This window comes from Pseudarthrobacter sp. fls2-241-R2A-127 (assembly GCF_030209355.1).
GTDB lineage: Bacteria > Actinomycetota > Actinomycetes > Actinomycetales > Micrococcaceae > Arthrobacter.
On record NZ_JARVSF010000010.1, the window covers coordinates 57,692 to 79,448 of the forward strand.

The 21,757-nt window shown below is 65.9% G+C and carries 18 protein-coding genes; 5 read left to right on the plus strand and 13 right to left on the minus strand.

The window, feature by feature from the left end; translation table 11 throughout:
- Nucleotides 1–5: 5 nt before the first annotated feature.
- The 7 genes from QRN53_RS08480 to QRN53_RS08510 form a co-directional block, all read right to left on the minus strand.
- A complete protein-coding gene (locus QRN53_RS08480) occupies nt 6–983 on the minus strand; it encodes an aldo/keto reductase (protein ID WP_285243564.1) in 978 nt (325 codons plus the stop codon).
- Nucleotides 984–992: 9 nt separating this feature from the next.
- Nucleotides 993–1,553: a hypothetical protein gene (locus QRN53_RS08485; protein ID WP_285243565.1), complete on the minus strand. Its 561-nt coding sequence runs from the start codon at nt 1,551–1,553 to the stop codon at nt 993–995.
- Complete coding sequence (locus tag QRN53_RS08490; RefSeq protein ID WP_285243566.1) at nt 1,550–2,167, minus strand: DUF402 domain-containing protein; 618 nt, start codon at nt 2,165–2,167, stop codon at nt 1,550–1,552. Before QRN53_RS08490 ends, QRN53_RS08485 begins: the two co-directional genes overlap by 4 nt.
- Nucleotides 2,164–4,137 carry a 1-deoxy-D-xylulose-5-phosphate synthase gene (gene dxs / locus QRN53_RS08495; RefSeq protein WP_285243567.1) on the minus strand — a complete coding sequence of 658 codons (1,974 nt, stop codon included), beginning with the start codon at nt 4,135–4,137 and terminating at the stop codon, nt 2,164–2,166. The genes QRN53_RS08490 and dxs overlap by 4 nt, the downstream gene beginning before the upstream one ends.
- Nucleotides 4,138–4,266: 129 nt before the next feature.
- Nucleotides 4,267–7,080 (minus strand): aconitate hydratase, encoded by a 2,814-nt coding sequence (locus QRN53_RS08500; protein ID WP_285243568.1) that lies wholly within the window; start codon nt 7,078–7,080, stop codon nt 4,267–4,269.
- Between the two features lie 165 nt (nt 7,081–7,245).
- Entirely contained in the window at nt 7,246–8,634 is a 1,389-nt protein-coding gene (locus tag QRN53_RS08505) for a class I SAM-dependent RNA methyltransferase (protein WP_285243569.1), read from the minus strand.
- The gene (locus QRN53_RS08510; RefSeq protein WP_285243570.1) at nt 8,631–10,607 is read right to left on the minus strand and encodes an APC family permease; all 1,977 of its coding nucleotides are present in this window, start codon (nt 10,605–10,607) and stop codon (nt 8,631–8,633) included. Before QRN53_RS08510 ends, QRN53_RS08505 begins: the two co-directional genes overlap by 4 nt.
- A 118-nt stretch (nt 10,608–10,725) precedes the next feature.
- Here QRN53_RS08510 and QRN53_RS08515 point away from each other — a divergent pair, with 118 nt between their 5' ends.
- Nucleotides 10,726–11,400 (plus strand): potassium channel family protein, encoded by a 675-nt coding sequence (locus QRN53_RS08515; protein WP_018761109.1) that lies wholly within the window; start codon nt 10,726–10,728, stop codon nt 11,398–11,400.
- Nucleotides 11,397–12,158: a potassium channel family protein gene (locus tag QRN53_RS08520; RefSeq protein WP_285243571.1), complete on the plus strand. Its 762-nt coding sequence runs from the start codon at nt 11,397–11,399 to the stop codon at nt 12,156–12,158. Before QRN53_RS08515 ends, QRN53_RS08520 begins: the two co-directional genes overlap by 4 nt.
- A gap of 56 nt (nt 12,159–12,214) precedes the next feature.
- Here QRN53_RS08520 and QRN53_RS08525 read toward each other — a convergent pair whose 3' ends face one another.
- The 4 genes from QRN53_RS08525 to dut form a co-directional block, all read right to left on the minus strand.
- Nucleotides 12,215–12,988 carry a DUF3159 domain-containing protein gene (locus tag QRN53_RS08525; protein ID WP_285243572.1) on the minus strand — a complete coding sequence of 258 codons (774 nt, stop codon included), beginning with the start codon at nt 12,986–12,988 and terminating at the stop codon, nt 12,215–12,217.
- A complete protein-coding gene (locus QRN53_RS08530) occupies nt 12,985–13,293 on the minus strand; it encodes a single stranded DNA-binding domain-containing protein (protein ID WP_285243612.1) in 309 nt (102 codons plus the stop codon). Before QRN53_RS08530 ends, QRN53_RS08525 begins: the two co-directional genes overlap by 4 nt.
- Before the next feature lie 46 nt (nt 13,294–13,339).
- Nucleotides 13,340–14,053: a DUF3710 domain-containing protein gene (locus tag QRN53_RS08535; RefSeq protein ID WP_285243573.1), complete on the minus strand. Its 714-nt coding sequence runs from the start codon at nt 14,051–14,053 to the stop codon at nt 13,340–13,342.
- 106 nt (nt 14,054–14,159) lie between these two features.
- Nucleotides 14,160–14,672 (minus strand): dUTP diphosphatase, encoded by a 513-nt coding sequence (dut, locus tag QRN53_RS08540; RefSeq protein ID WP_285243574.1) that lies wholly within the window; start codon nt 14,670–14,672, stop codon nt 14,160–14,162.
- Nucleotides 14,673–14,774: 102 nt separating this feature from the next.
- Between dut and QRN53_RS08545 the strand changes: the two genes are divergently transcribed.
- From QRN53_RS08545 to QRN53_RS08555, 3 genes are all read left to right on the plus strand, one after another.
- A complete protein-coding gene (locus tag QRN53_RS08545) occupies nt 14,775–15,263 on the plus strand; it encodes a DUF3093 domain-containing protein (RefSeq protein ID WP_285243575.1) in 489 nt (162 codons plus the stop codon).
- Nucleotides 15,264–15,457: 194 nt separating this feature from the next.
- Entirely contained in the window at nt 15,458–16,768 is a 1,311-nt protein-coding gene (gene sepH / locus QRN53_RS08550) for a septation protein SepH (protein ID WP_285243576.1), read from the plus strand.
- A 113-nt stretch (nt 16,769–16,881) separates the two neighbouring features.
- Nucleotides 16,882–17,466 (plus strand): dihydrofolate reductase family protein, encoded by a 585-nt coding sequence (locus QRN53_RS08555; protein ID WP_285243577.1) that lies wholly within the window; start codon nt 16,882–16,884, stop codon nt 17,464–17,466.
- A 56-nt stretch (nt 17,467–17,522) separates the two neighbouring features.
- On the opposite strand, the gene QRN53_RS08560 is transcribed toward QRN53_RS08555, so the two are convergent.
- The gene (locus QRN53_RS08560) at nt 17,523–20,150 is read right to left on the minus strand and encodes a bifunctional lysylphosphatidylglycerol flippase/synthetase MprF (protein WP_285243578.1); all 2,628 of its coding nucleotides are present in this window, start codon (nt 20,148–20,150) and stop codon (nt 17,523–17,525) included.
- Nucleotides 20,147–21,514: an alpha/beta hydrolase gene (locus QRN53_RS08565; RefSeq protein WP_285243579.1), complete on the minus strand. Its 1,368-nt coding sequence runs from the start codon at nt 21,512–21,514 to the stop codon at nt 20,147–20,149. The genes QRN53_RS08560 and QRN53_RS08565 overlap by 4 nt, the downstream gene beginning before the upstream one ends.
- Nucleotides 21,515–21,757: the final 243 nt, after the last annotated feature.

Genomic DNA, 21,757 nt, shown 5'->3' on the forward strand with positions numbered 1-21,757 from the left:
CTGTCCTAGAAGAGGGCAACCTTGGGAACGGACGGGAAGATGGCGTCCAGCTCCGCAAGGTCTTCAGCCGACGGCTGCCAGTCGGCGGCCGAGGCGTTCTGCCGGACCTGCTCCGGTTTAGTGGCGCCCGCGATGACGCTGGCCACGGATGGCTGCGCGGCAAGCCAGGAGAAGGCAACCTCCACTTCGGTGAGGCCGCGTTCCTTGGCGAACCTGCTGAACCGGCCCAGCTGGTCCCAGTCGGCGTCCGCCACCATGTTGGTCCGCGTGTGGCTGAGGCGCGAACCGTCCGGCGCGTGGCCGGGCGCATACTTGCCCGTCAGCAGCCCGTTGGCCAGCGGGAAGTAGGGCAGGACGCCCAAGCCGAGGGCTTCGGCGGCCGGGGTGACTTCCTGCTCCGCCCGGCGGTCCAGGAGGTTGTAGTGGTTCTGGGTGGAGACGAAGCGTGCGCCGCCGAGTTCGCGGGCCACGTACTCGGCCTGGGCGATCTGCCAGCCGGCCCGGTTGGAATGGCCGATGTACCGGACCTTGCCGCTGCGGACGAGGTCGTCCAGCGCGGCCAGGGTCTCGTCGATGGGTGTCAGCGGATCCGGGGTATGGAACTGGTAGAGGTCGATCCAGTCGGTACCGAGCCGGCGCAAGGACGCTTCGACGGACTGGATGATGTAGCGGCGGGAGCCACGGTCACCGAAGTCGGGGCCGTTGGCTCCTTGGGTGTCCATCCCAAACTTGGTGGCCACCACGGCCTGGTCCCGCCGGCTTCCGAGTGCCTTGCCCAGCATGGTCTCGCTCAGTCCCGGTTCGCGGCCGTAGTTGTCCGCAACGTCGAACAGCGTGATCCCGGCCTCCAGGGCTGCGGATACAACGGCGTCCGTGCCTTGCTGCGACTCAGTGGCGGTGTTGGCCCGGCCAAGGTTGTTGCATCCGAGGCCTACCGTGGAGACGGTGAGGCCTGATTTTCCAACGCGGCGGTAATTGGTCACGGACGACTCCTAGAGGCTGAAGCTGTTGGCTGGCTTGGCTGAGTGCTTGAGTTTGAAATGCCCGGGTTCGCTGTACGGGGCCGCACCAATGCTGAGCTTGGTGAAGTCCAGGTCCTCGCCCCGGGCGCACACCTTGATGGCGTTGACGGCCTTGTTCACGTCCGGGCAGAGGCAGTAGATGTTCAGTTTGTAATCCGTGAACTCGGACCGCTCCACCGTTCCGAGTCCGCGCCAGGCAAGGTGGCTGATGAGGGCGTCCTTGGCTTTCTGCTCCAGGTAGCGGTCCCGTTCCGTGCCTTCCCTGGTCTTGAGGGCGAACTGCGCCACTACCCAGGACTGCTCCTCGTTGGGGATTTCGGCGTAGCCGTCCTCCTGGCACTGGGCTGCGAAAGCATCCAGCAGGCTGTCGGCACCATCTGCATCGGGGACGTCGGTTTCCTCCGTTTTGCTCTGGTGCCCCACGGCGCCGAAATTCATGACGAACTGGGAGTACTCCTCGTCGAACCAGGCTTCCCGGAAGTGGAGGATTCCCTCGTCGTCGCGCTTGTAGACCCTGACTATGCCGCTCATATGCGTCCCTTTGTAAACCATTCAACGTCGGTACCGTCGAAAGGCGCCTGCTGCGCCTTCACGGCATGGAAAAGCACATCCGCGGCCGACTGGATGTCCTCGATCAGCCGCTGCGGGTAGCGCATGGACACGCTGTGTTCCGCGAATTCGTCCTGGTCGTCGATGAAGACACCCCGTGATTCGGTGCGGATCACGTCCAGGTCCATGTCGATCACATGGAACTCGGTCACGGCAGGCCTGATGTCGGTCCATTCGTGGCCCACTGCGAGGTCGATGTAGAGCTGCACACCGGCGGGATGGGCGGAATCGTAGAAGGTGGCCACCCAGTCGCCGTGGCGCGGTACCAGGAGCACCGCGTCAGAGCGTGTGTAGAACGCTGCGCCGGGGCGCGAGCAGAACTCGTTGGTGCCCTGGAAGATCCACCATCCGTGCTGGTCTTCACCGAGATACCGCCCTGGCACCACCCAATGTGCCTTGCCGTTCCATTTCCGGTTCCGGGATACCACCAGCTGGCCCGGCTTAAGGTTGCCCGGGACCCGCGTGGTGGTGGTGTGCACAACGGGCCCCGACTCCCCCACGGCGCCCGGGTATTTCAGTGCGTCTTCGTCCCTCACAGGATCGGGAGGCTGCCAGTGGTGGGGTGCTGCTGCCCGGGCAGGGGACGCGCGAACGGTACCTTTGTGCCCAAAACCTGTGCGACGACGTCGTGCGTTATCTGCTGGGCGGTGAGTCCCACGCGCTCCAGGACCTGGGCGCGGGTGCCGTGGTCGAGGAACTCGACGGGCAGGCCCACCTCGTTCAGTGCGGTATCCACACCGGCTGCCCGCATTTCCTGGCGGATGCGCGGGCCGACGCCGCCGGCCCTGACGCCGTCCTCGATGCAGATCACCAGCCGGTGGTGCGAGGCCAGCGCAATGATCGAACGGCTGACCGGGAGCACCCAGCGTGGATCCACTACCGTGCTGCTGATGCCCTGTGCGCCAAGCCGGTTGGCGACGTCGAGGGCGAGCTCGGACATGGCACCGACGCTGACGATCAGGACGTCGTTCTCGGTGGAGCCGGAGGGGCGGCGTGCCAGGATGTCCACGCCGTCGCTGAGCCGTTCCAGGGCTTCCACCTCGGGACCCACCGATCCTTTGGAGAAGCGGACCACACTGGGCGCGTCGCCGATGGCCACCGCTTCCCGAAGTTCCTCCCGCAGGCGGGTGGCGTCGCGGGGTGCGGCGAGGTGGAGGCCGGGAACGATCTGGACCATGGCCATGTCCCACATGCCGTGGTGGCTGGGGCCGTCCGGGCCGGTGACACCGGCCCGGTCCAGCACGATGGTGACGCCGGCCTTATGGAGGGCGACGTCCATCAGCAACTGGTCGAAGGCCCGGTTCAGGAAGGTGGCGTAGACGGCGACGACGGGGTGGAGCCCGCCAAAAGCCATGCCGGCAGCAGCGGTAAGGGCGTGCTGCTCGGCGATGCCGACGTCGATGACGCGCTTCGGGTGCTTGGCGGCAAACTTGTGCAGGCCCACCGGGATCAGCATGGCTCCGGTGATGCCGACGATGTCCTCGCGTTCGTCGGCGATGGCGGCGATCTCGTCGGCGAAGACCGAGGTCCAGGACTGTGCGCCGCCGGTGCCCGTTGGTTCGCCGGTTTCGGGATCGATGATGCCTACCGCGTGGAACTGGTCCGCTTCATGGGCGCGGGCAGGGGCGTACCCATGCCCCTTTTCGGTCATGGCGTGGACGATCACGGGGCCGCCGTAGTTCCTGGCGGTGGAGAGCGCATGCTCCATGGCCTGGAGGTTGTGGCCGTCCACGGGGCCGATGTACTTCATGCCGAGGTCCTCGAACATGCCTTGCGGGGCCCACCAGTCCTTGATGCCTTTTTTCATGGCGTGCAGGCTCTTGTAGGTGAACTGTCCGGCGGGGCCGCCGTTTTGGAGCTTCTTCTTCCACCAGTCCAGTGCGCCTTCATAGGCGGGTGCGGCGCGGAAGGAGTCGATGGTGGGGCGCAGGGACGCGAGGTAGTCGGCGAAGCCGCCCACGGTGGGGGCGTAGGAACGGCCGTTGTCGTTGACGACGATGACCACGCGGCGTTTCTTGTCTGCTGCGATGTTGTTGATGGCTTCCCAGGCCATGCCGCCGGTCAGGGCGCCGTCGCCCACGATGGCCACCACGTGCCGGTCGCCTTCGCCGGTGAGCTGGCGGGCCCGGGAGATGCCGTCCGCCCAGGACAGGGAGGAGGACGCGTGCGAGCTTTCCACGATGTCGTGTTCGGACTCCGCGCGTGAAGGGTAGCCGGAGAGGCCGCCTTCCTGCCTGAGTGTACTGAAGTCCTGGCGCCCGGTGAGGAGCTTATGGACGTAGGACTGGTGGCCCGTGTCGAAGACGATGCTGTCGCGGGGGGATTCGAAGATGCGGTGTACGGCCAGCGTCAGTTCCACGACGCCAAGGTTGGGTCCGAGGTGTCCGCCCGTCTGTGAGACGTTCGTGATCAGGAACTCCCTGATCTCCGAGGCCAGCTGCTCCAGCTGTTCCTCGGTCAACTCGTTCAGGTCCTGCGGATTCCGGATGGTGTCCAAGATTCCCAATGACCCCTCCTTTGGGTGGTAGACGTGCCGTTTAACTCTAACGCCTTGGCTTGGCTGCAAAGCCGAAGCCCCGGCTGGTCGGTGACCGGCCGGGGCTTCGGGGTGGATGGTGACTGCTGTCAGGACCCGCTAGTTGGCGGAGATCTGGCGCAGCACGTACTGCAGGATGCCACCGTTGCGGTAGTAGTCCGCTTCACCCGGGGTATCGATGCGCAGGACGGCGTCGAACGACTTCGAGGAGCCATCCTCCGCGGTGGCGGTGACCTTCAGGGTCTTGGGCGTGGTGCCCTCGTTCAGGGCGGTGACGCCCTCAACGGCGAAGGTTTCCGTGCCGGTCAGGCCCAGGCTGGCAGCGTTCTCGCCGGCCGGGTACTGCAGCGGCAGGACGCCCATGCCGATGAGGTTGGAGCGGTGGATGCGCTCGTAGCTCTCGGCGATGACGGCCTTGACGCCCAGCAGGGCGGTGCCCTTGGCGGCCCAGTCGCGGGAAGAACCGGAACCGTACTCCTTGCCTGCCAGGACCACCAGCGGGGTGCCGGCTGCCTGGTAGTTCTGGGCGGCGTCGTAGACGTAGGCCTGCGGACCGTCCGCCTGGGTGAAGTCGCGGGTGAAGCCACCCTCAACGCCGTCCAGGAGCTGGTTCTTGATGCGGATGTTCGCGAACGTTCCGCGGATCATCACTTCGTGGTTGCCACGGCGTGAGCCGTAGGAGTTGAAGTCCTTGCGCTCCACGCCGTTGGCCAGCAAGTACTGGCCGGCGGGGGTGTCGGACTTGAAGGAACCGGCCGGGGAGATGTGGTCGGTGGTGACGGAGTCGCCGAGCTTCAGCAGCACGCGCGCACCGGTGATGTCCTTTACCGGTTCCGGCTGGGCCTGCATGCCCTCGAAGTACGGGGGCTTCCGGACGTAAGTGGACTTCTCATCCCAGGCGAAGGTGTCGCCGGCGGGGGTGTCCAGGGCCTTCCAGCGGTCGTCGCCTTCGAAGACGCCCTCGTAGCCGCGGGCGAACATGCCCTTGTCGATCGAGGAGTCGATGACCTGCTGGACCTCGACCGGGTTGGGCCAGATGTCCCTGAGGAAGACGTCGTTGCCGGCTTCGTCCTGGCCCAGGGCGTCGTTCTCGAAGTCGAAGTCCATGGTTCCGGCCAGGGCGTACGCGATGACCAGCGGCGGGGAGGCCAGGTAGTTCATCTTGACGTCGGGGTTGATCCGGCCTTCGAAGTTGCGGTTGCCGGAAAGCACGGCGGTGACGGAGAGGTCGTTGGCCTGGATGGCCTCGGAGATCTCGGCGTCCAGCGGGCCGGAGTTGCCGATGCAGGTGGCGCAGCCGTAGCCCACGATGTAGAAACCGAGCTTCTCCAGGTAGGGGGTCAGGCCCGACTTGTTGTAGTAGTCGGTGACCACCTTGGAGCCGGGAGCGACCGAGGTCTTGACCCACGGCTTTGCGGCCAGGCCCTTTTCCACGGCGTTGCGGGCCAGCAGTGCGGCGGCCAGCATCACGGAGGGGTTGGAGGTGTTGGTGCACGAAGTGATCGAGGCGATCGACACGGCTCCGTGGTCCAGTTCGAACTCGCGGCCGTCAGCGGTCTTGACCGCGACCTTCTTCGCCGGACGCCCGTTGGACTTGGGGCCGTGGGCGTGCGGGGCTTCCTCGGACAAGTGGGTGGCGTTCGCAGTGAAGGACGGCGAATCCGATGCCGGGAAGCTCTCGTCAATCGCTTCGTCCAGGCTGCCGTCGGCGAGGTCCACCTTGACGTAGTTGCGCAGGTCCTCACGGAACTGTGCCTTCGACTCGGAGAGGATGATGCGGTCCTGCGGACGCTTCGGGCCCGAGATCGACGGGACAACCGTGGACAGGTCCAGCTCGAGGTACTCGGAGAACTTGATCTCGCGGGAGGGATCGTGCCAGAGGCCCTGTTCCTTGGCGTAGGACTCGACCAGGGCGACGTTCTCGTCGGACCGGCCGGTGAGGCGCAGGTAGTCAAGGGTGACGTCGTCGATCGGGAACATGGCGGCGGTGGAACCGAACTCGGGGCTCATGTTGCCGATGGTGGCGCGGTTAGCCAGCGGCACGGCAGCGACGCCCTCGCCGTAGAACTCAACGAACTTGCCCACCACGCCGTGCTGGCGCAGCTGCTCGGTGATGGTGAGAACGACGTCGGTGGCGGTGGCACCGGCGGGGATGGAGCCGGTCAGCTTGAAGCCGACGACGCGTGGGATCAGCATGGAGACCGGCTGGCCGAGCATGGCAGCCTCGGCCTCGATGCCGCCGACGCCCCAGCCGAGCACGCCCAGGCCGTTCACCATGGTGGTGTGCGAGTCGGTGCCGACGCAGGTGTCAGGGTAGGCACGCAGCGAACCGTCAACCTCGCGGGTCATGACGGTGCGGGCCAGGTATTCGATGTTCACCTGGTGCACGATGCCGGTTCCCGGCGGGACCACCTTGAAGTCGTCGAACGCGGTCTGGCCCCACCGGAGGAACTGGTACCGCTCGCCGTTGCGCTGGTACTCGATCTCCATGTTGCGCTCCAGTGCGCCGGAGTTGCCGAAGGCGTCGATCTGCACGGAGTGGTCGATGACCATTTCGGCCGGTGCCAGCGGGTTGACCCGCTTGGGGTCTCCGCCAAGTTCCTTGACGGCCTCACGCATGGTGGCGAGGTCCACAACACAGGGCACGCCAGTGAAGTCCTGCATGATCACGCGCGCCGGCGTGAACTGGATTTCAGTGTCGGGCTCGGCGTTGGGATCCCAACCGGCCAGTGCGCGGACGTGGTCGGCCGTGATGTTGGCGCCGTCCTCGGTCCGCAACAGGTTTTCAAGCAATACCTTGAGGCTGAACGGAAGGTTTTCTGCACCTTCAACGGAGTTCAACCGGAAAATTTCGTATTCGGTTCCGGCTACATTAAGTTTGCCTTTTGAACCGAAGCTGTCCACAGTGCTCATCGCAGGACTCCTCTCGCAACAGTTTCATCTTTGTCGCGCGGTTGACCGCCTGCTAGTTAGGATGCCCTAAGTAGTTCGAGGGCCCGAAAATTGCACACGGCCGGCCGAGAATTCGGGCGCGACGTGGGACTACTACGGCCATCGTAGTCCAAAACAGCGGTGGCATCACGGACCGGGAGCCAGCAGTGCCACGGTCTCCAGGTGGTGGGTGTGGGGGTACAGGTCGAAGGCACGGAGCCCTGCGAGTTCCCAGCCTGAGCGTTGGAAGTAACCGAGGTCACGGGCAAACGACGCCGGATCACAGGACACGTAGGCAATGGCACGGGGCTGCGAGGCAACGAGTTGCCCGACGACGGCTTTCCCGGCTCCCGCACGGGGCGGGTCGAGGATGAGGGCGTCGAAGTTCCGCGGCTTCTGGCGGAGCACACGCTCCACGCGGCCCTGGACCACCTCGACCTTCGGTGCGGAATGGAGGTTCTTGCGGGCATCGCGGCTGGACCCGGGCGCGCCTTCAACCGAGAGTACGGACCCGGTCTCGCCCACGGCATCGGCCAGCACCGCCGTGAAGAGGCCGGCGCCGGCGTAGAGATCCGCCACCACTGCCCCGGCCTGCAGGAAGCCTCCACTCTGCAGGAATTCTGTGACAGCGCCCACAAGTGTTCCGGGCGCGTCGCGATGGATCTGCCAGAAGCCCGCGCCGGACACGCGGTAGTCGTGTCCGGCCGCCGATTCCTGCACCCACGTCCGGCCCCGGACCTGGGTCACGTCGCCGCTGACCGGGTCGAACGCCGCCACGGACACGTCCGCCGGCAGTCCAGCGGCGATGGCCCGGAGCCGTTTGTCCTTGGTTCCGGGGGCCGGTGCCAGGAGTACCAGCGGCCGGGAGCCGTTGGCCGGAGCCGCCACCTCAACGCGGTCAATGCCCTGCAGGTCCAATTCCCACAGGCGCAGGGCGTTGACTGCTTCGGTGGCCAGCGGCATGTCGCGTACCGGAACGATGTGCCCGGAGCGGTGCGCGTGCATCCCAAGCTTCCCGCCGGGGGTGACCGAAAAGCTCGCCCGGGTCCGCCACCCGAGGCCGGAGCCGTCGTCGTGCGACTCCCCCACGGCTTCCACGCCGCCGGTCCACCCGGACGCTGCAGGGTCGACGCCGGCCAGCCGGGTGAGCTGCTCAGCCAGGACGTCGGCTTTGAGTTGCCGCTGCCGGGCCAGCTTGATGTGCCCGAATTCGGCGCCGCCCACCGGCGGATGGCCGTGGCCCCAGGCCCGGCCTGAATCCGCGAGGTGCCAGAAGTGCTCCACCCGGTCCGGGGATGCCTCGAGGATCTCCACGGCGTCCGCCCGCCAGAACTTGGCGTCCTCGCCGGCATCAGTCAGCCGGGCACGGACTTTCTCGCCGGGGATCGCGTGCCGGACGAAGACCACGCGGCCTTCGTGGCGTGCCACGCAGTGACCGCCGTGGGCTACGGGCCCGACGTCGAGCACGGCCTCTTCGCCGGCGTGGCCGGCCTGGTCGGTTGCCGGTACTGCCGCGGGCGGGGTTCTTACGGTCACTGGACGTCCTGCAGGTTCTTGGCTTCTTCGGATGATTTGAGCTGCCAGGGAACGCTGGCCACCATGACGCCCGGTTCAAAGTGCAGCCGGGTCTTGATGCGCAGTGCGGTCTGGTTGTGCACCAGCTGTTCCCACCACTTACCCACGACGTATTCGGGAATGTAGACCACGATGAGGTCCCGCGGGGAGTCAAGGCGCATCTGCTTGACGTAGTCCATGATGGGCGTGACCGTCTCGCGGTACGGGCTGGCAAGGACCGTCAGCGGGACCGGGATTTCAAGCTTCTCCCAGTCGGTAATGGTGTGGGCTGTCTCTTCCGGATCGATGTCCACCGTGATGGCGTCCAGCCGCGAGGGCCTGGACGCGCGGGCGTAGGCCAGGGCACGCAGGACAGGCTTGCGGACGTGCGAGACCAGCAGCACTGCGTGGACCCTTGTGGGCAGGGCGCGCGGCGAGGAGTCCTCGTCCACGGCAAGTTCCTTGGCCACATTGTCGTAGTGCGCCCGGATGCTCCACATGATCAGGAAGAGGATGAACATGGCCAGCAGCGCGATCCATGCACCCTGCTGGAACTTGGTGATGAGGACGATGACCAGCACCAGGCCGGTCATGCCGAAACCGATGGTGTTGATGGTCCGGGACTTCATCATCCGGCGCCGCACGGCCTTGTCCTTGGCCAGTTTCAGTTCGCGGCCCCAGTGCCTGATCATGCCGAGCTGGCTGAGGGTGAAGGAGATGAACACGCCCACGATGTAGAGCTGGATCAGCTTGGTGACGTCGGCGTCGAAGGAGATGATCAGCACCAGGGCGCCGGCGGCAAGGGCCAGCACGCCGTTGCTGAAGGCGAGCCTGTCGCCGCGGGTGCGCAGCTGACGGGGCAGGTAACCGTCCTGCGCCAGGATGGAGCCCAGCACGGGGAAGCCGTTGAAGGCGGTGTTGGAGGCGAACACCAGGATGACGCCGGTGGCTGCCACCACGATGTAGAAGGGAATGCTGCCGGCGCCGAAGATCGTTTGCGCGATCTGGCTGATGGCCGGGTTCTGGATGTAGCCCTCCGGCAGCGGGTTGCCGTTGAGCAGGAATTCCTTGGCAGGGTCCAGCACGATGTGGACCTTGGTGGCGTTCGCCAGGTAGATGATGCCCGCGAGCATCGCGGCACCGATGACGCCCAGGAGCAGCAGGGTGGTGGCTGCGTTCTTGCTCTTGGGGTGCCGGAAGTTGGGAACGCCGTTGCTGATCGCTTCAACACCGGTCAGGGCCGCGGCGCCGGAGGAGAAGGCCCGCAGGAGCAGGAATGCGCCGGCCAGCCCCACCAGGCCCTGGTCGAAGCCCTCCGCCGGAACAATGGTGAAGGCTGCCGACGGCGCCTGGCCCAACTGCCCGGTGGCCGCCTGGAAGATGCCCACCGCCGTCATGCCCAGGATGGAGGCCATGAAGATGTAGGTGGGGACGGCGAAGACGCTGCCCGCTTCCTTAATGCCGCGCAAGTTCACCAGGGCAAGGATGACGACGCCGATGGTGGCAATGACGGCCTGCTGGCCATGCAGGGACGGCACAGCCGTGGTCAGGTAGGCCGCGGCCGAGGACATGGACACGGCAACCGTCAGGACGTAGTCCACCAGGAGCGCCGAGGCCACGGTCAGCCCGGCGTACTTTCCCATGTTCACGTTGGCGATCTCGTAGTCGCCGCCGCCGGAGGGGTACGCGTGGACGTTCTGCCGGTAGGAGGCGACGACGGTCAGCAGGACCACCATCACGGCCAGGCCCACCAGCGGTGAGATCGTCACCGCACTGACGCCTGCAAGGGCAAGGGTCAGCAGGATCTCGTCCGGGGCATAGGCTACGGACGACAACGCGTCGGACGCGAAGATCGGCAGTGCGATCTTTTTCGGAAGCAGGGTATGGGCGAGGCGGTCATTCCGGAAGGGCCTGCCCACCAGCACGCGTTTGACGGCGTTCAGTATTGTCAACACCCCACAAAGTTAGTCTGAATCGCCGACGATGTCATGACGGGGCGGGGCCGGGCCGAACCGCGGACGTGCCGGTAGAGTTCTAGCTGCACGATCGTGACGTACATACAGAGGAGATACGGTGGCGCATTTCGTGATCATGGGATGTGGCCGGGTGGGGGCAACGCTGGCGCACACGCTGGAGGATGCCGGGCATTCCGTGGCCATCATCGACCAGGACGACCGCGCGTTCCGCCGGCTCCGCCAGGGGTTCACGGGCCGGAAGGTCACGGGTGTGGGTTTCGACCGCGACACCCTCAAGCAGGCCGGTGTCGGTGAAGCCTATGCCTTCGCGGCAGTGTCCAGCGGCGACAACTCCAATATCCTGGCCACCCGTGTGGCCCGCGAGACGTTCCACGTCCCGCACGTGGTGGCCCGGATCTACGACCCCGGACGCGCTGAAATCTACCAGCGCCTGGGCATCCCCACCGTTGCTGCCGTCCGCTGGAGCGCAGACCAGGTCCTGCGCCGCATCCTGCCCGAGCAGCACCTGGCCGGCGATTTCCGCGAACCCTCCGGGCGGCTGGTCCTGGCCGAATTGGACCTGGACGGCGGCTGGATCGGGCACCGGATCAGCAGCATCGAGAAGGCTGCCGGTGTCCGCGTGGCCTATCTCACCCGTTTCGGCGAAGGCCTGCTGCCCGACGCAGGTACCGCGTACCAGGACGGCGACACCGTGCACGCCATGCTGCAGGTGGACCGCAGCGCCCTGATCGCCCAGATCCTCGCCAAAGCCCCCGCCAAGGAGTACCAGTGAAAGTAGTCATCGTCGGCGCAGGCAGCGTCGGTTCGTCCATCGCCCGGGAACTGCTGGCGCACAAGCATGAGATCCTGCTGATCGACCTCAAGCCGGAGGTAATCGGGCGCAGCGGCCTGCGGGGAGCCCACTGGCTGGTGGGTGACGCGTGTGAGCTTTCCACGCTCCAGGGCGCCAAGGTGGAAGACGCCGACGTCGTGGTGTCCGCTACTGGTGACGACAAAGTCAACCTGGTGGTGTCGCTGCTGGCAAAGACCGAGTTCGGGGTGGGCCGCACCGTCGGCCGGGTCAACAACCCCAAGAACGACTGGATGTTCAATGATTCCTGGGGTGTTGACGTCGCCGTCAACACCCCGCAGCTGATGACCGCCCTCGTGGAGGAGGCGGTGGAGATCGGCGACCTCGTCCGGCTCCTGACGCTTCAGACCGGCGTCGCATCGCTGGTGGAGTTCACAGTGCCCCACGACTCGCACGTAATCGGCATGACCGTCGGGGACATCCACTGGCCGGAGGACGCCACGCTGGTGGCAATCCTCCGCGACCAGGCTCCCATCACCCCGAGCCGGGACGACGTGATCGACGGCGGCGACGAGCTCTTCTTCGTTACCACGATCGCCGCGGAGGACAGGTTGCGTGAGCTCCTCTCCTCAGCTCCCGGGAGCATCGACGCCGGCACCCCGCCGCAGCCCGCCGTCGGCGTCCAGCCTGCCGCAAGCGAGTACGGTCCGGTGCCGGATGACGACGGCTTCGACGGGTAGGCGCGCCTGGCGCCTTGAGGCGTCAGGCGCCCTGGGGCGTCAAGCAGCTTAGGGCGTCAGGCGCCTTGTCCCGCGTCGGGCTGATCTTCGGCGCCGGCCGGTGCCGGACGGGTTACGAGCCAGGCCACCCAGACCCCAAGGATGTACAGCGGCGCGCCCATGATCAGCCGCGTGGTGGCGAGGGCCGCCAGGCCGTCAGCGCCCATCAGGTACAGGGGCACCTGCACGATGAGCCGAAGTGCCAGGACCGCCACGATGATCCAGGTACCCAGCCGGTACGCCTTGACGCGGTCCGGGTTCTTGCGCCAGTCCACTCCCTCGTTACGGATGAAACCAAAGAGGAGCCCGGCCACTGGCCATTTGGCGATGATGGAAACCACCATCGCCAGGATGTAGGCCGCGTTGGTGAAGAAGCCGGGCAGGTAGAAGTCTTCGGCCTTGCCGGTGGTGTTGGCCAGCCACGCCGAAATGCCGACGCCCACCACCCCTGCCAGGGCCTGGGTGAGGGGGCGCCGCTGTGCCAGCCGGGCGATGGTGAAGGCGGCCGCCGATGCCAGGGCAGCCACCAGCGAGAGTGTGAGCTCCCGGGTCACGGTGAACGCCACGAGGAAGACCAGGCCGGGGACAATGCTCTCCGCAATGCCCTGGACTCCCCCGGCGCTCCGCAGGACATCCACCCGGCCGTCGTGGGTGCGGTGGAGTCCTGCCTTGGCCGCGTACTCCGCGGCCAGGCCGGCCACCGGCGACTGCGGGGCTGCCGGCGACGGGCCAGCACCCCGCCGGGACGCGCCGGAGATTTCGGAGGACTGTTCGGGCTGCTGCTCGGTCATTCGTTCTCCTGGCGGGACAAGATTTCGTAACGGGGGTTGAAGATGGTGGGCATGTCCTTGCCGCGTGCGAGCATGCCCTCTACCCGGATCTCGGCGCCCGCTTCGATGCCCGGCACCCGTCGTCGGCCCAGCCACACGATGCGAAGCCGCGCCGGTTTGTTCCGGCCGGGGCCTGGGCCCGGCCGTCCGGTTCCGGTCTCGGAGACGATGACGCTGAACTCCGCCGTCCGGTCTGCGGGTACGAAGGTCACGGATTCAATGTGCCCTTGGCACAGCACGCGTCCTTTGTCCGGAAGTTGGTCCAGCGGGGTCGGCCCGCCGGACGCCTGGGCGGGTCCGCCGTGTGCGGCCTCAGCCGATTTGGGTGATTTCGGGACCACGTTCTGGTTCCTCCAAAGTGGGACCGGCGGGCGGAGGAGTAGCGGAGGCATCCTTGGGGAGCCGCAGCTGCAGCAGGTCCCGCGGCGGCATGGGGCTGTCACCCCGGACCACCACCACCTTGCGGAAGAGCGTCTCGAGCGGCTCGGCGGCCGGGCGTTCCAAGGCGGCGGGTCCGCCCAGGACTCCGCGGAGGAACCAGCGCGGACCGTCGACGCCGATGAAACGGGCGACCCGGTAGCCTTGGCTGCCGTCCGGAAGCCCGGCAGGGAGTTTGGCAACCAGTTCCGTACCAAACGCGCCTTCCACTTCTTCGACCTGGCCGCCCTGGGCACCGACCGACTGGCCGATCTGTTCGCGGATTTCGTCCCACAGCGTCTCTGTCTTGGGGGCGGCGAACGCCTGCAGTTGGAGGCTGGATCCGTTGAGGTCAAGGGTGACTGCCACCACCCGTTGCGTTGCCTCTTCAACCTCGAGGCGGAGCTGGAGTCCCTCGCTGGGAGTGATCAGCAGGGCGCCGAGGTCTACGAAGCCGTCCCGGCCGCTTACCTCGGACTCATCGAAGGGGCCATCCTGGCCGCGCGTGGAAGCGGCGGCCCTGGCTTCTCCGGGTTCCGCTGCCGTGAGCTCTTCGGCCGGTTGCTCCGGCTCTTCCTTCTTGGCTTTCCTGCCGAGCCCAAAGACCATGGGTGACTCCTTCGTTCCTAAAATGTGCCAGTTCTCAATATCTGCCGGTCGGGACCAGGTCCTGCCGTCGTGCGTGCTGGCGTGGCAGCGGTTGTGGGTGGAGGTGTCAAGCTCCGGGAATGTTGAACCCGCCGGTGGAGCCGAAGCCTCCGGTGCCGCGCACGGATTCGCTCAATTCGCTGACAGGAATGAATTGGGCGTGTTCCACCCGCTGGATAACCATCTGGGCAATTCTATCGCCGCGGCGCAGCTCAATCGGGTGTGATGAGTCGGTGTTCAACAGGGTTACCGATATCTCCCCCCGATAGCCGGCATCCACTGTGCCCGGTGCGTTGACGATCGTCAGGCCGTGCTTGGTGGCCAGTCCGGAGCGCGGGTGGATCAGCGCCACGAACCCGTCAGGCAGGGCAATGGCCACACCGGTGGGGACAAGTTTGCGCTCCCCCGGCATCAGGACCACGTCTTCGCGCGCGCGAAGGTCCGCTCCGGCATCGCCGGGATGCGCGTAGGAAGGAGCTTCCAAGTCCGGATCCAGCATCTTCAACTGGACCTGCAAGGTGGGCGCGGCTGGAGCTGCCGGTTCCGGGACGAGGTCTACTGCGGTGGGATGTTCAGTCACAGTCACTCACTCTAACCCGGGCCCGCGCACCAGACCCAGATGGGCAGATCCCGGCCCGGCACCCAAGATGAAATAGCGGACCAAAGGTGGAAAGCTTGGCATATGCCCGAATCAAGCACGCCAGCGTCCGTTCCCAGCACTCCTTCGGCCGGGACTCCCCTCACCTACAGGGAGAAGCTCTGGCCCAACGCCTGGATTTGGGTCATCGCCGTGGGCGTCTCCGCCGCCGGCATCCTGGTGTTCGCACCCATCAGCATGCCGGCCGGTTATACGGCGGCAGTGGTGCTTTTTGCCATCATCAGCGCGCTCCTGGTCCTGTCCACTCCCAGCATTACGGTGACCCGTGACGCACTGACGGTCGGACGGGCCACCATCGAACGCAAGTTTGTCGGCAGCGTAGAGCAGTTCACCTCCGGCGAAGCCACGGCGGAGCGGGGCACGAGGCTGAACGGGCTCGCCTACCTGTGCATCCGGGGATGGATCGACCCCGTCGTGAAGATCGAGATCACCGACCCGGCAGACCGCACCCCCTACTGGCTTGCCTCCACCCGGCACCCGGACAAGTTGGCCGCTGCCCTGACCCGGCGCTGAGGGTCAGCAGTACAGGACGGCAGCCGCTTCCCGCCTGCGGTTATTCCTGCCCGGCGCAGGGCGTGCAGCCCTGGCACTGACCCTTTGGGCCGGAATCAAGCGGAAAAACACGGCGCGCCCTGCCCCTTGAGCCAATTCCGCGCCACCGGGTGGCAGAGTTTCGATTGATAGTAATGCCAGGGTGGAGGATTTGTATGCAGGATCTACGGCTTGTAGGCGTGCACGACGACGGGACGCATCTCCTGTTGAGCGGGGCCGGCGGCGAGATGTTCCAGCTGCCGATCGACGAGGCCCTCAGGACGGCCAGCCGGTCTGCGCCTAAACCGCGGGCGGAGCGGCCTGCCGTTCCGATGTCGCCCAGGGATATCCAGGCCCGGATCCGCGCCGGCGCAACCGCTGCCGACGTTGCGGAGCTGTCCGGGATGCCGCTGGCCAAGGTGGAGCGTTACGAAGGGCCGGTCCTTGCCGAGCGCGAGTACGTTGCGCAGCAGGCCCGGAAAGTTGAAGTCGCGGCGCCCTCCCCCGGCCATGACATCTACCGTTCCGCGTTTGGCGACAATCCCGCCACCCTGGACGATATGGTTTCCCATCGGCTGTCCGCACACGGCATCGACCCCGCGACCGTGGAGTGGGATTCATGGCGGCGCCAGGACGGCACCTGGACGGTATCAGCGAGCTTCGAAGCCAAGCCGGGCGGGACTTCGGGCATCGGCGAGGAGCCTCCCGCCCTGTGGACATTCAGTCCGGCACGCAAATCGCTGCAGAACACCAACCGCTGGGCGCAGCAGCTCAGTGAGCTTGAGCCGTTGGACGGGCCCGTTCCGGCCCGTCGGCTCACCGCAGTCTCGGACCGGCCCTTCGACTTTGAAACCGACGCAGACTCGTCCAAGGCTTCCTCCGCCGGCCAGGGCCCAGCCCAGGAGTCCGGCAAGGAATCCGACGGCCTTCTTGACATGCTCCGGTCGCGGCGCGGCCAGCGGATAGGCGTTGACGAAGACTCCGATGACGCACTGGCCCTGCTGCTGACCCATGGGGTTCCGGCGGCCCATCCCCGCCCGTCCGAGGTGGTTCCTGAACCTGAGTCAAAGGAACCGGAGCCCCAGGACGACCAGCGGGACGCACCCGCAGCCCAAGGCGATTCGTTCATCCGCCGCAGGGACGCCAGGCCCTCCATGCTGTCCAGGCTCAGCTTGCTTCCGCCGCACCGCGACGCCCAGGACGACGCCCTGCGGCTTCACGACGGCGTCAGCACGGACACGCGGGAAATCACCATCGCTGCGTCCCCGCAGAAACCTTCCGGCAGCAGCCAGGGCTCCGGAACCGGCGGCGCCGGGCTGGATGAGCTGCTTGGCGGCAACCCTCGCCGCACCGGGGCAAAGCAGGACGATGCTGCCCCCAGCACCGGCCAGCTTCCGGAGGCCGAGGCGCCTGAACGGCCGGCAAGGCCAAAGCGGTCCAGCGTTCCCTCTTGGGATGAGATCGTTTTCGGAACCCGAAGCGACTAGGAGCTTCCTCCAGCCACCCCTGATGGACCTGGGCGCGTGCTAGGATCCCCACCAACGGCCGCGCGTAGAGCGCAATCACCAGGAGGTTCGCGGTGCCGGACACAACCTGCCATATGTCTATTTCCCTCGACGGCTTCGTCGCCGGACCGGACCAGAGCCTTGAGAACCCGCTGGGCAAGCGGGGCCTTGAACTGCATGGCTGGCATATCGGCGATCCCCGGGTCACGGAGGAAAACCAGGTCGCAGCCGGCTGGCTGATGCGGCCGCGTGGCGCATACGTGATGGGACGGAACATGTTCGGCCCCATCCGCGGCGAATGGGACGGTGACTGGACCGGCTGGTGGGGACCTGAACCGCCTTATCACGCGCCGGTCTACGTCCTGACCCACTATGAACACCCGCCCATCGAGATGGAGGGTGGAACGACGTTCCATTTCGTCACCGAAGGATTCGATGCCGCCTACGCTGCCGCTGTCGAAGCTGCCGGCGGAAAAGGCGTGGACATCGCCGGTGGAGCATCCACCGTCCGCCAGGCACTGATCGCCGGGGTGGTCGATGAACTGACGCTCGATATCGCTCCGGTTCTCCTCGGTTCGGGAGAGCGCATCTTCGACGGCGTCGAGTCCTTCGGCTTCGAGCCCGTCGAGGTGCTGAACTCGCCGTTGGCCACCCACATCCGCTACCGCAAGACCGGCTAGCAGCGGAAGAGCAGACTCCGCCGGTGCAACCGAATCCGCCCTTCCCGCGTGTGAAGCTATCCGGCAGCGCGTCCGCTTCCCGTGGTTCTTGGCAGCAGGAGTTGTCCGGCGAGGCCCAGCCGCCGCAGTGTGGAAATGTCTCCTAAATAGGCTGTTGTGATGGCGTTGGCAATGGCGGGAAGTGCTGCAGCGTCGTTGTAGACCAGGTACAGCGGCTCGTAATGGGGCGCAAACTTGTTCTTGAAGGCGAGCAGCGAGCGGAAGCCGTAGACGGGTTCCAGCCTGTTTCCACACCAGTCCAGCACACGTTCCAGGGCCGTACTTGGGGCGCCGCCGTCGCCGGTCTGCAGGGAATTTGCGAGGGGCGCTCCGGACAAACTGACGTAGCTGTAGCCCTCGTCCCTGAGTGTGAGGGCGGCGGTGGCGATGAGCAATTCCATACTGTTCGGAAACCCGTTGGTCCGTCGTCGCATGAGGTCAAGGGTCCAGCCCACGATCCTGCCGTTACTGTATGACGGAAGCCAGGAGGTGACTCCGTGCACCGTCCCGTCCGCGTCCAGTGCCACCAGGCACCGGACCTCAGGATCCTGGAGCTCGGCGATGCCGCCGAGGGTGAATCCCAGTTCGGGAAGTTTCTTGTCGCCTACCCATTCCTTGGATATGTCGTCGATTTGTTGCCGGGTCGCCGGGGGTGCCTGCGCGTAGTTGATCCATTCGACCTGAATTCCTTCCTTCCGCGCCCGGTTGATTTTTGTCCGGATGTGTTGGAACTGCCGCCCGGCGAAGCTAAGTGCGGCCAGGGGGAGGATTGTCTGGAGGGCGACTTCAATTGAGCTCCAGCCTTTTGCTGCGGCTTCATCCCGAAGGGACTGGTCGGCGGAGTAGAAGCAGGGCGTCCAGCCGTTCTCTTCACAGAAGCGGGCGAACCCTGCCACACACGTCCGGTACCCGGCTGCCGAGCCGACGGGTGAGCCCAGGGCCAGCGCCACGCCGGAGTTAACCCGGTAGGCCACATACCCGTCGCCTTCGGGCGTAAACCAGTAGCGGTTGCCTGGCCACGTGGTCATCCACGAGAGGGGGTTTCCAGTCCCGGAGCGAAGGATGTTCCGCACCCTCGAAGGGTCCAGGGGGTGCGGGTTGGGGGGCGTCTGCAGGAACGAGCGGAGCACGAGGATCCCGGTCAGCGCCCAAAAAACGATCCCGGTACCCTCATAAACCATGACGGCAAAGGCGCTTTCGGGGAAGATTGCGGGCGGGATGTCCAGGGTGTAGCCGAGCGGCAGGAATCGGTCGGGCACGTCTGCGAGGAACTGTGCAGGGGTGGGAACCGGTGTGAAGCCGTCCGCCAAGGCCGTCCCGGCCCCAACGTAAATGACTGCGAGCCCGGTCCCCAGCATCAGGACCCAACGGCCGAGCCGGGCGTAGGTGCCCGCAGGCGCGCTGGCAGGGAAAAGATCGCGGAATCTGAGGACCAGCAGGAACATCACACCCGGCAGCAGCAGCGGGATGACGAGGCCCCACTTGTTGTGCAGATGGCTTAGGTCCTGGAAATCCATGTTTTGTTCCTGCAGCGTCCCGAGTACCCGTGGCCACAACACTCCGGCTATATGGATGGCGGCCAGGGCAGCCGTACTTCCGAGAACGGCGAGGGCAGACCACCACGCAAAACGTCGGCCCCGCCGGAGCCCTTCGGCGCTGAGCAGCAGCAGGAAACAAGGAAGAATGGCCATGAATATTCCGCCGGCCCCGGCCCGGAGCTGGAGGAGCATCATTTGGCATTCAGCGGACCTTGGTGCCGGGGAACAGGCGCTTCTGAGCGCCTGGGGATTGACGGGCTGGAGATCAGTGGACAGGAGCCTGAGCACCGCGAGGGGGGCGGGAGCGTGCCGGGACAAACCTGCGATCACCGGTCCGATCGCGAAGGCGGCAACCCCCAGCGCCACCAGGACCCGTACTTCCCGCCGGGACATCCGGGGCCACGCGAACACTGGCCGGCGGCCGAAGAAGAACGGTCCCAGGAGCAGTCCGGCGGTTGCGGAAGAGATCCGCACGAGGTCTGCGTAGGATCCCTCGTAGAGGACCAGAAGCAACAGCAGTGTGAGCAGGGCCGTGCGCAGGCGGCGCCGCCACAACACCGGCATCGTTGTGGATGCCGCCATCAGTACTCCGCAGAGGGCGGCAGTAGGGCCTACGTATCGGTCCGACATCAGGACGACCGGCCAGGAGCCCATGGTGGAGTGTATTGACCAAACCAGCCCCGCTGCTACCGTGACGCCAAGGATCTGGCTGGTCGCCACCGCCGCCGCATACCGGGCAGATCCGAGCCGCCGCTCCAACGGAAAGCCTGCCAGCAGCACCGCGACCGTGGCAGCGAGGTAGTACAGGGGCTGTGGCAGCCAGAAAGCTGAGGACGCAACGGACCAGGGCCGGATGAAGAGTGATGAGGGGGCTGCTGCCACCGATCCGAGTCCGGCCCGGAAGGGCACGTGATAGACGTTCAGTATCCGCGGCACCCCTGTGGCAGCCCAAAGCAGGGCCACGTAGCCGAGCGTCACAGGTGCTGAGCGGAGCCTTGGGACCAGCTGACCCATGCGTGCCGGGAACCGGGCCAGGTAATTGCCGGGACCGCCCCGCAGGGCGGCCTCCATGCGGTCCCCGACCGCAGAGTTGGGCGTTTCAGTCATCGCGCTGAGAGGCCGAAGCGTTGGAACAGCAGTGGAAGGCCCATCTTCAAGCCGTAATCAACGGCATCTCCGCGGTGGCCGATCGCATCCCCGGTGAACCGGTAGGTGGTCATGCCGGCGGCTTTGGCATCTGCTGCGGCGGCGGATACCTGCGGTGAGTAGGTGCTGTCCAGGGTGCCGCTCGTGAAGATGGCCTCCAAGTCGGTGTATTTGTGGGCTTTGAGGATTGTGGCCGGTTCTTCGGCGGTGAAGCTGGCCTGATTGCCGCGGAAGATGGTTTTGACGGTGTCCTGGACGCTGCCGCTGACCGGCTCGATCTCACCGGATATGTCCAGAAGCGAACCGAAGAGTTCGGGTCTTTTCGCAGCGAATGACAGGGCGCACTCGCCGCCATTTGAGTAGCCCGCTACAGCCCAACTGTCCCGGCCGGGCATGACGTTTAGGTTGGTTCGGATGAAATTGACAACGTCGGTGGTGACGTACGAATAAACGTTGCCGCTTGGGGAGTCGACGCAGACGGGGTTCTGGTAGGGACTTCCCAACTGGTCGACTGTGAGCAGGAGCGGGGCCAGGCCATGGTTCTTGGCAGCCATGGCGTTCAAACGGGCGACGGCGTATTGGTTCTGGTCCGGACCTCCGGGCTGGCCCATCATCATGACGATGATGGGTAGTGGCGGCGGGTCAGCAACCAATGCTGCCGGGGGAAGATACAGGTAGGCGTGGCGGGCCTGGAAACCGGAGACCGTGGCAGGAATTGCAACCGGACCGGTCCGCCCGGTGGCCGGCATCCCTGCCGGCGGCTTCCAGGTCTGCCATAACGGCGCCGTGGCCGCCCCTGCCGCGACCGGATTCAGCTTGGGGAGTGTCAGGAAACGGCCCGTGTTCACTCCCAGGAGGGAACCGAGCGTGGGATTCAGCCTGTAATCGGCGTTCACTCCCAGGACAGCCGTGGCCAGAAACACCGCGACGGAAACAACGGCCACGATCTTCCGCCACCATCGTGAGCGCCACAAATTCATCAGGGCCAGCGCAACGGCAGAAAAGGCAAGAATGACCCACGTGCGGGTATCCCCGTCCAACGGAAGGCCAAAGATGTTCAGCCAGCCCTCGCAGATGACCAGGACAAGTACGCCCGCCAATGCGCCGGCAACCAGGGCAAGCAGGGGTGGAAGCCACACACGAAGTGGGGTTTGGTTGCTGCGCAGGACCGGGCCCGCAGTCTCGGGAGCCGCTGTTCCTCTTCGGACCCGCCGGCGGACGGAAACCGGGCGCCACGCCAGATACGCGATTGCCAGGACGCTGGCCGCGTCGAAGGCGTACCGCAACGGCTGCTGAAGGATATTCAGATTGAGTAGGTTGTCCATGTCCCTCCCTGACCATTCCAGACCAGTCAGCCACCGTGCCCCTGAAAGGAGATTACGGTTTCGCTGGACGCTGAGGCACCAGTAGCGGGTACTCGCATTTCTCCCCTGCACCCCCGCCGAGTGGGTAGGTACCGGGATTTGCGCGGGCGATCCGGAGTAGGGATAGGGGGTTCCTTCGCCGCCTGGCCCGGCAGGGTTTCACCGGTGAAGAGGAAGGATCAATCTTCTGGTCCGGCAGTCCCG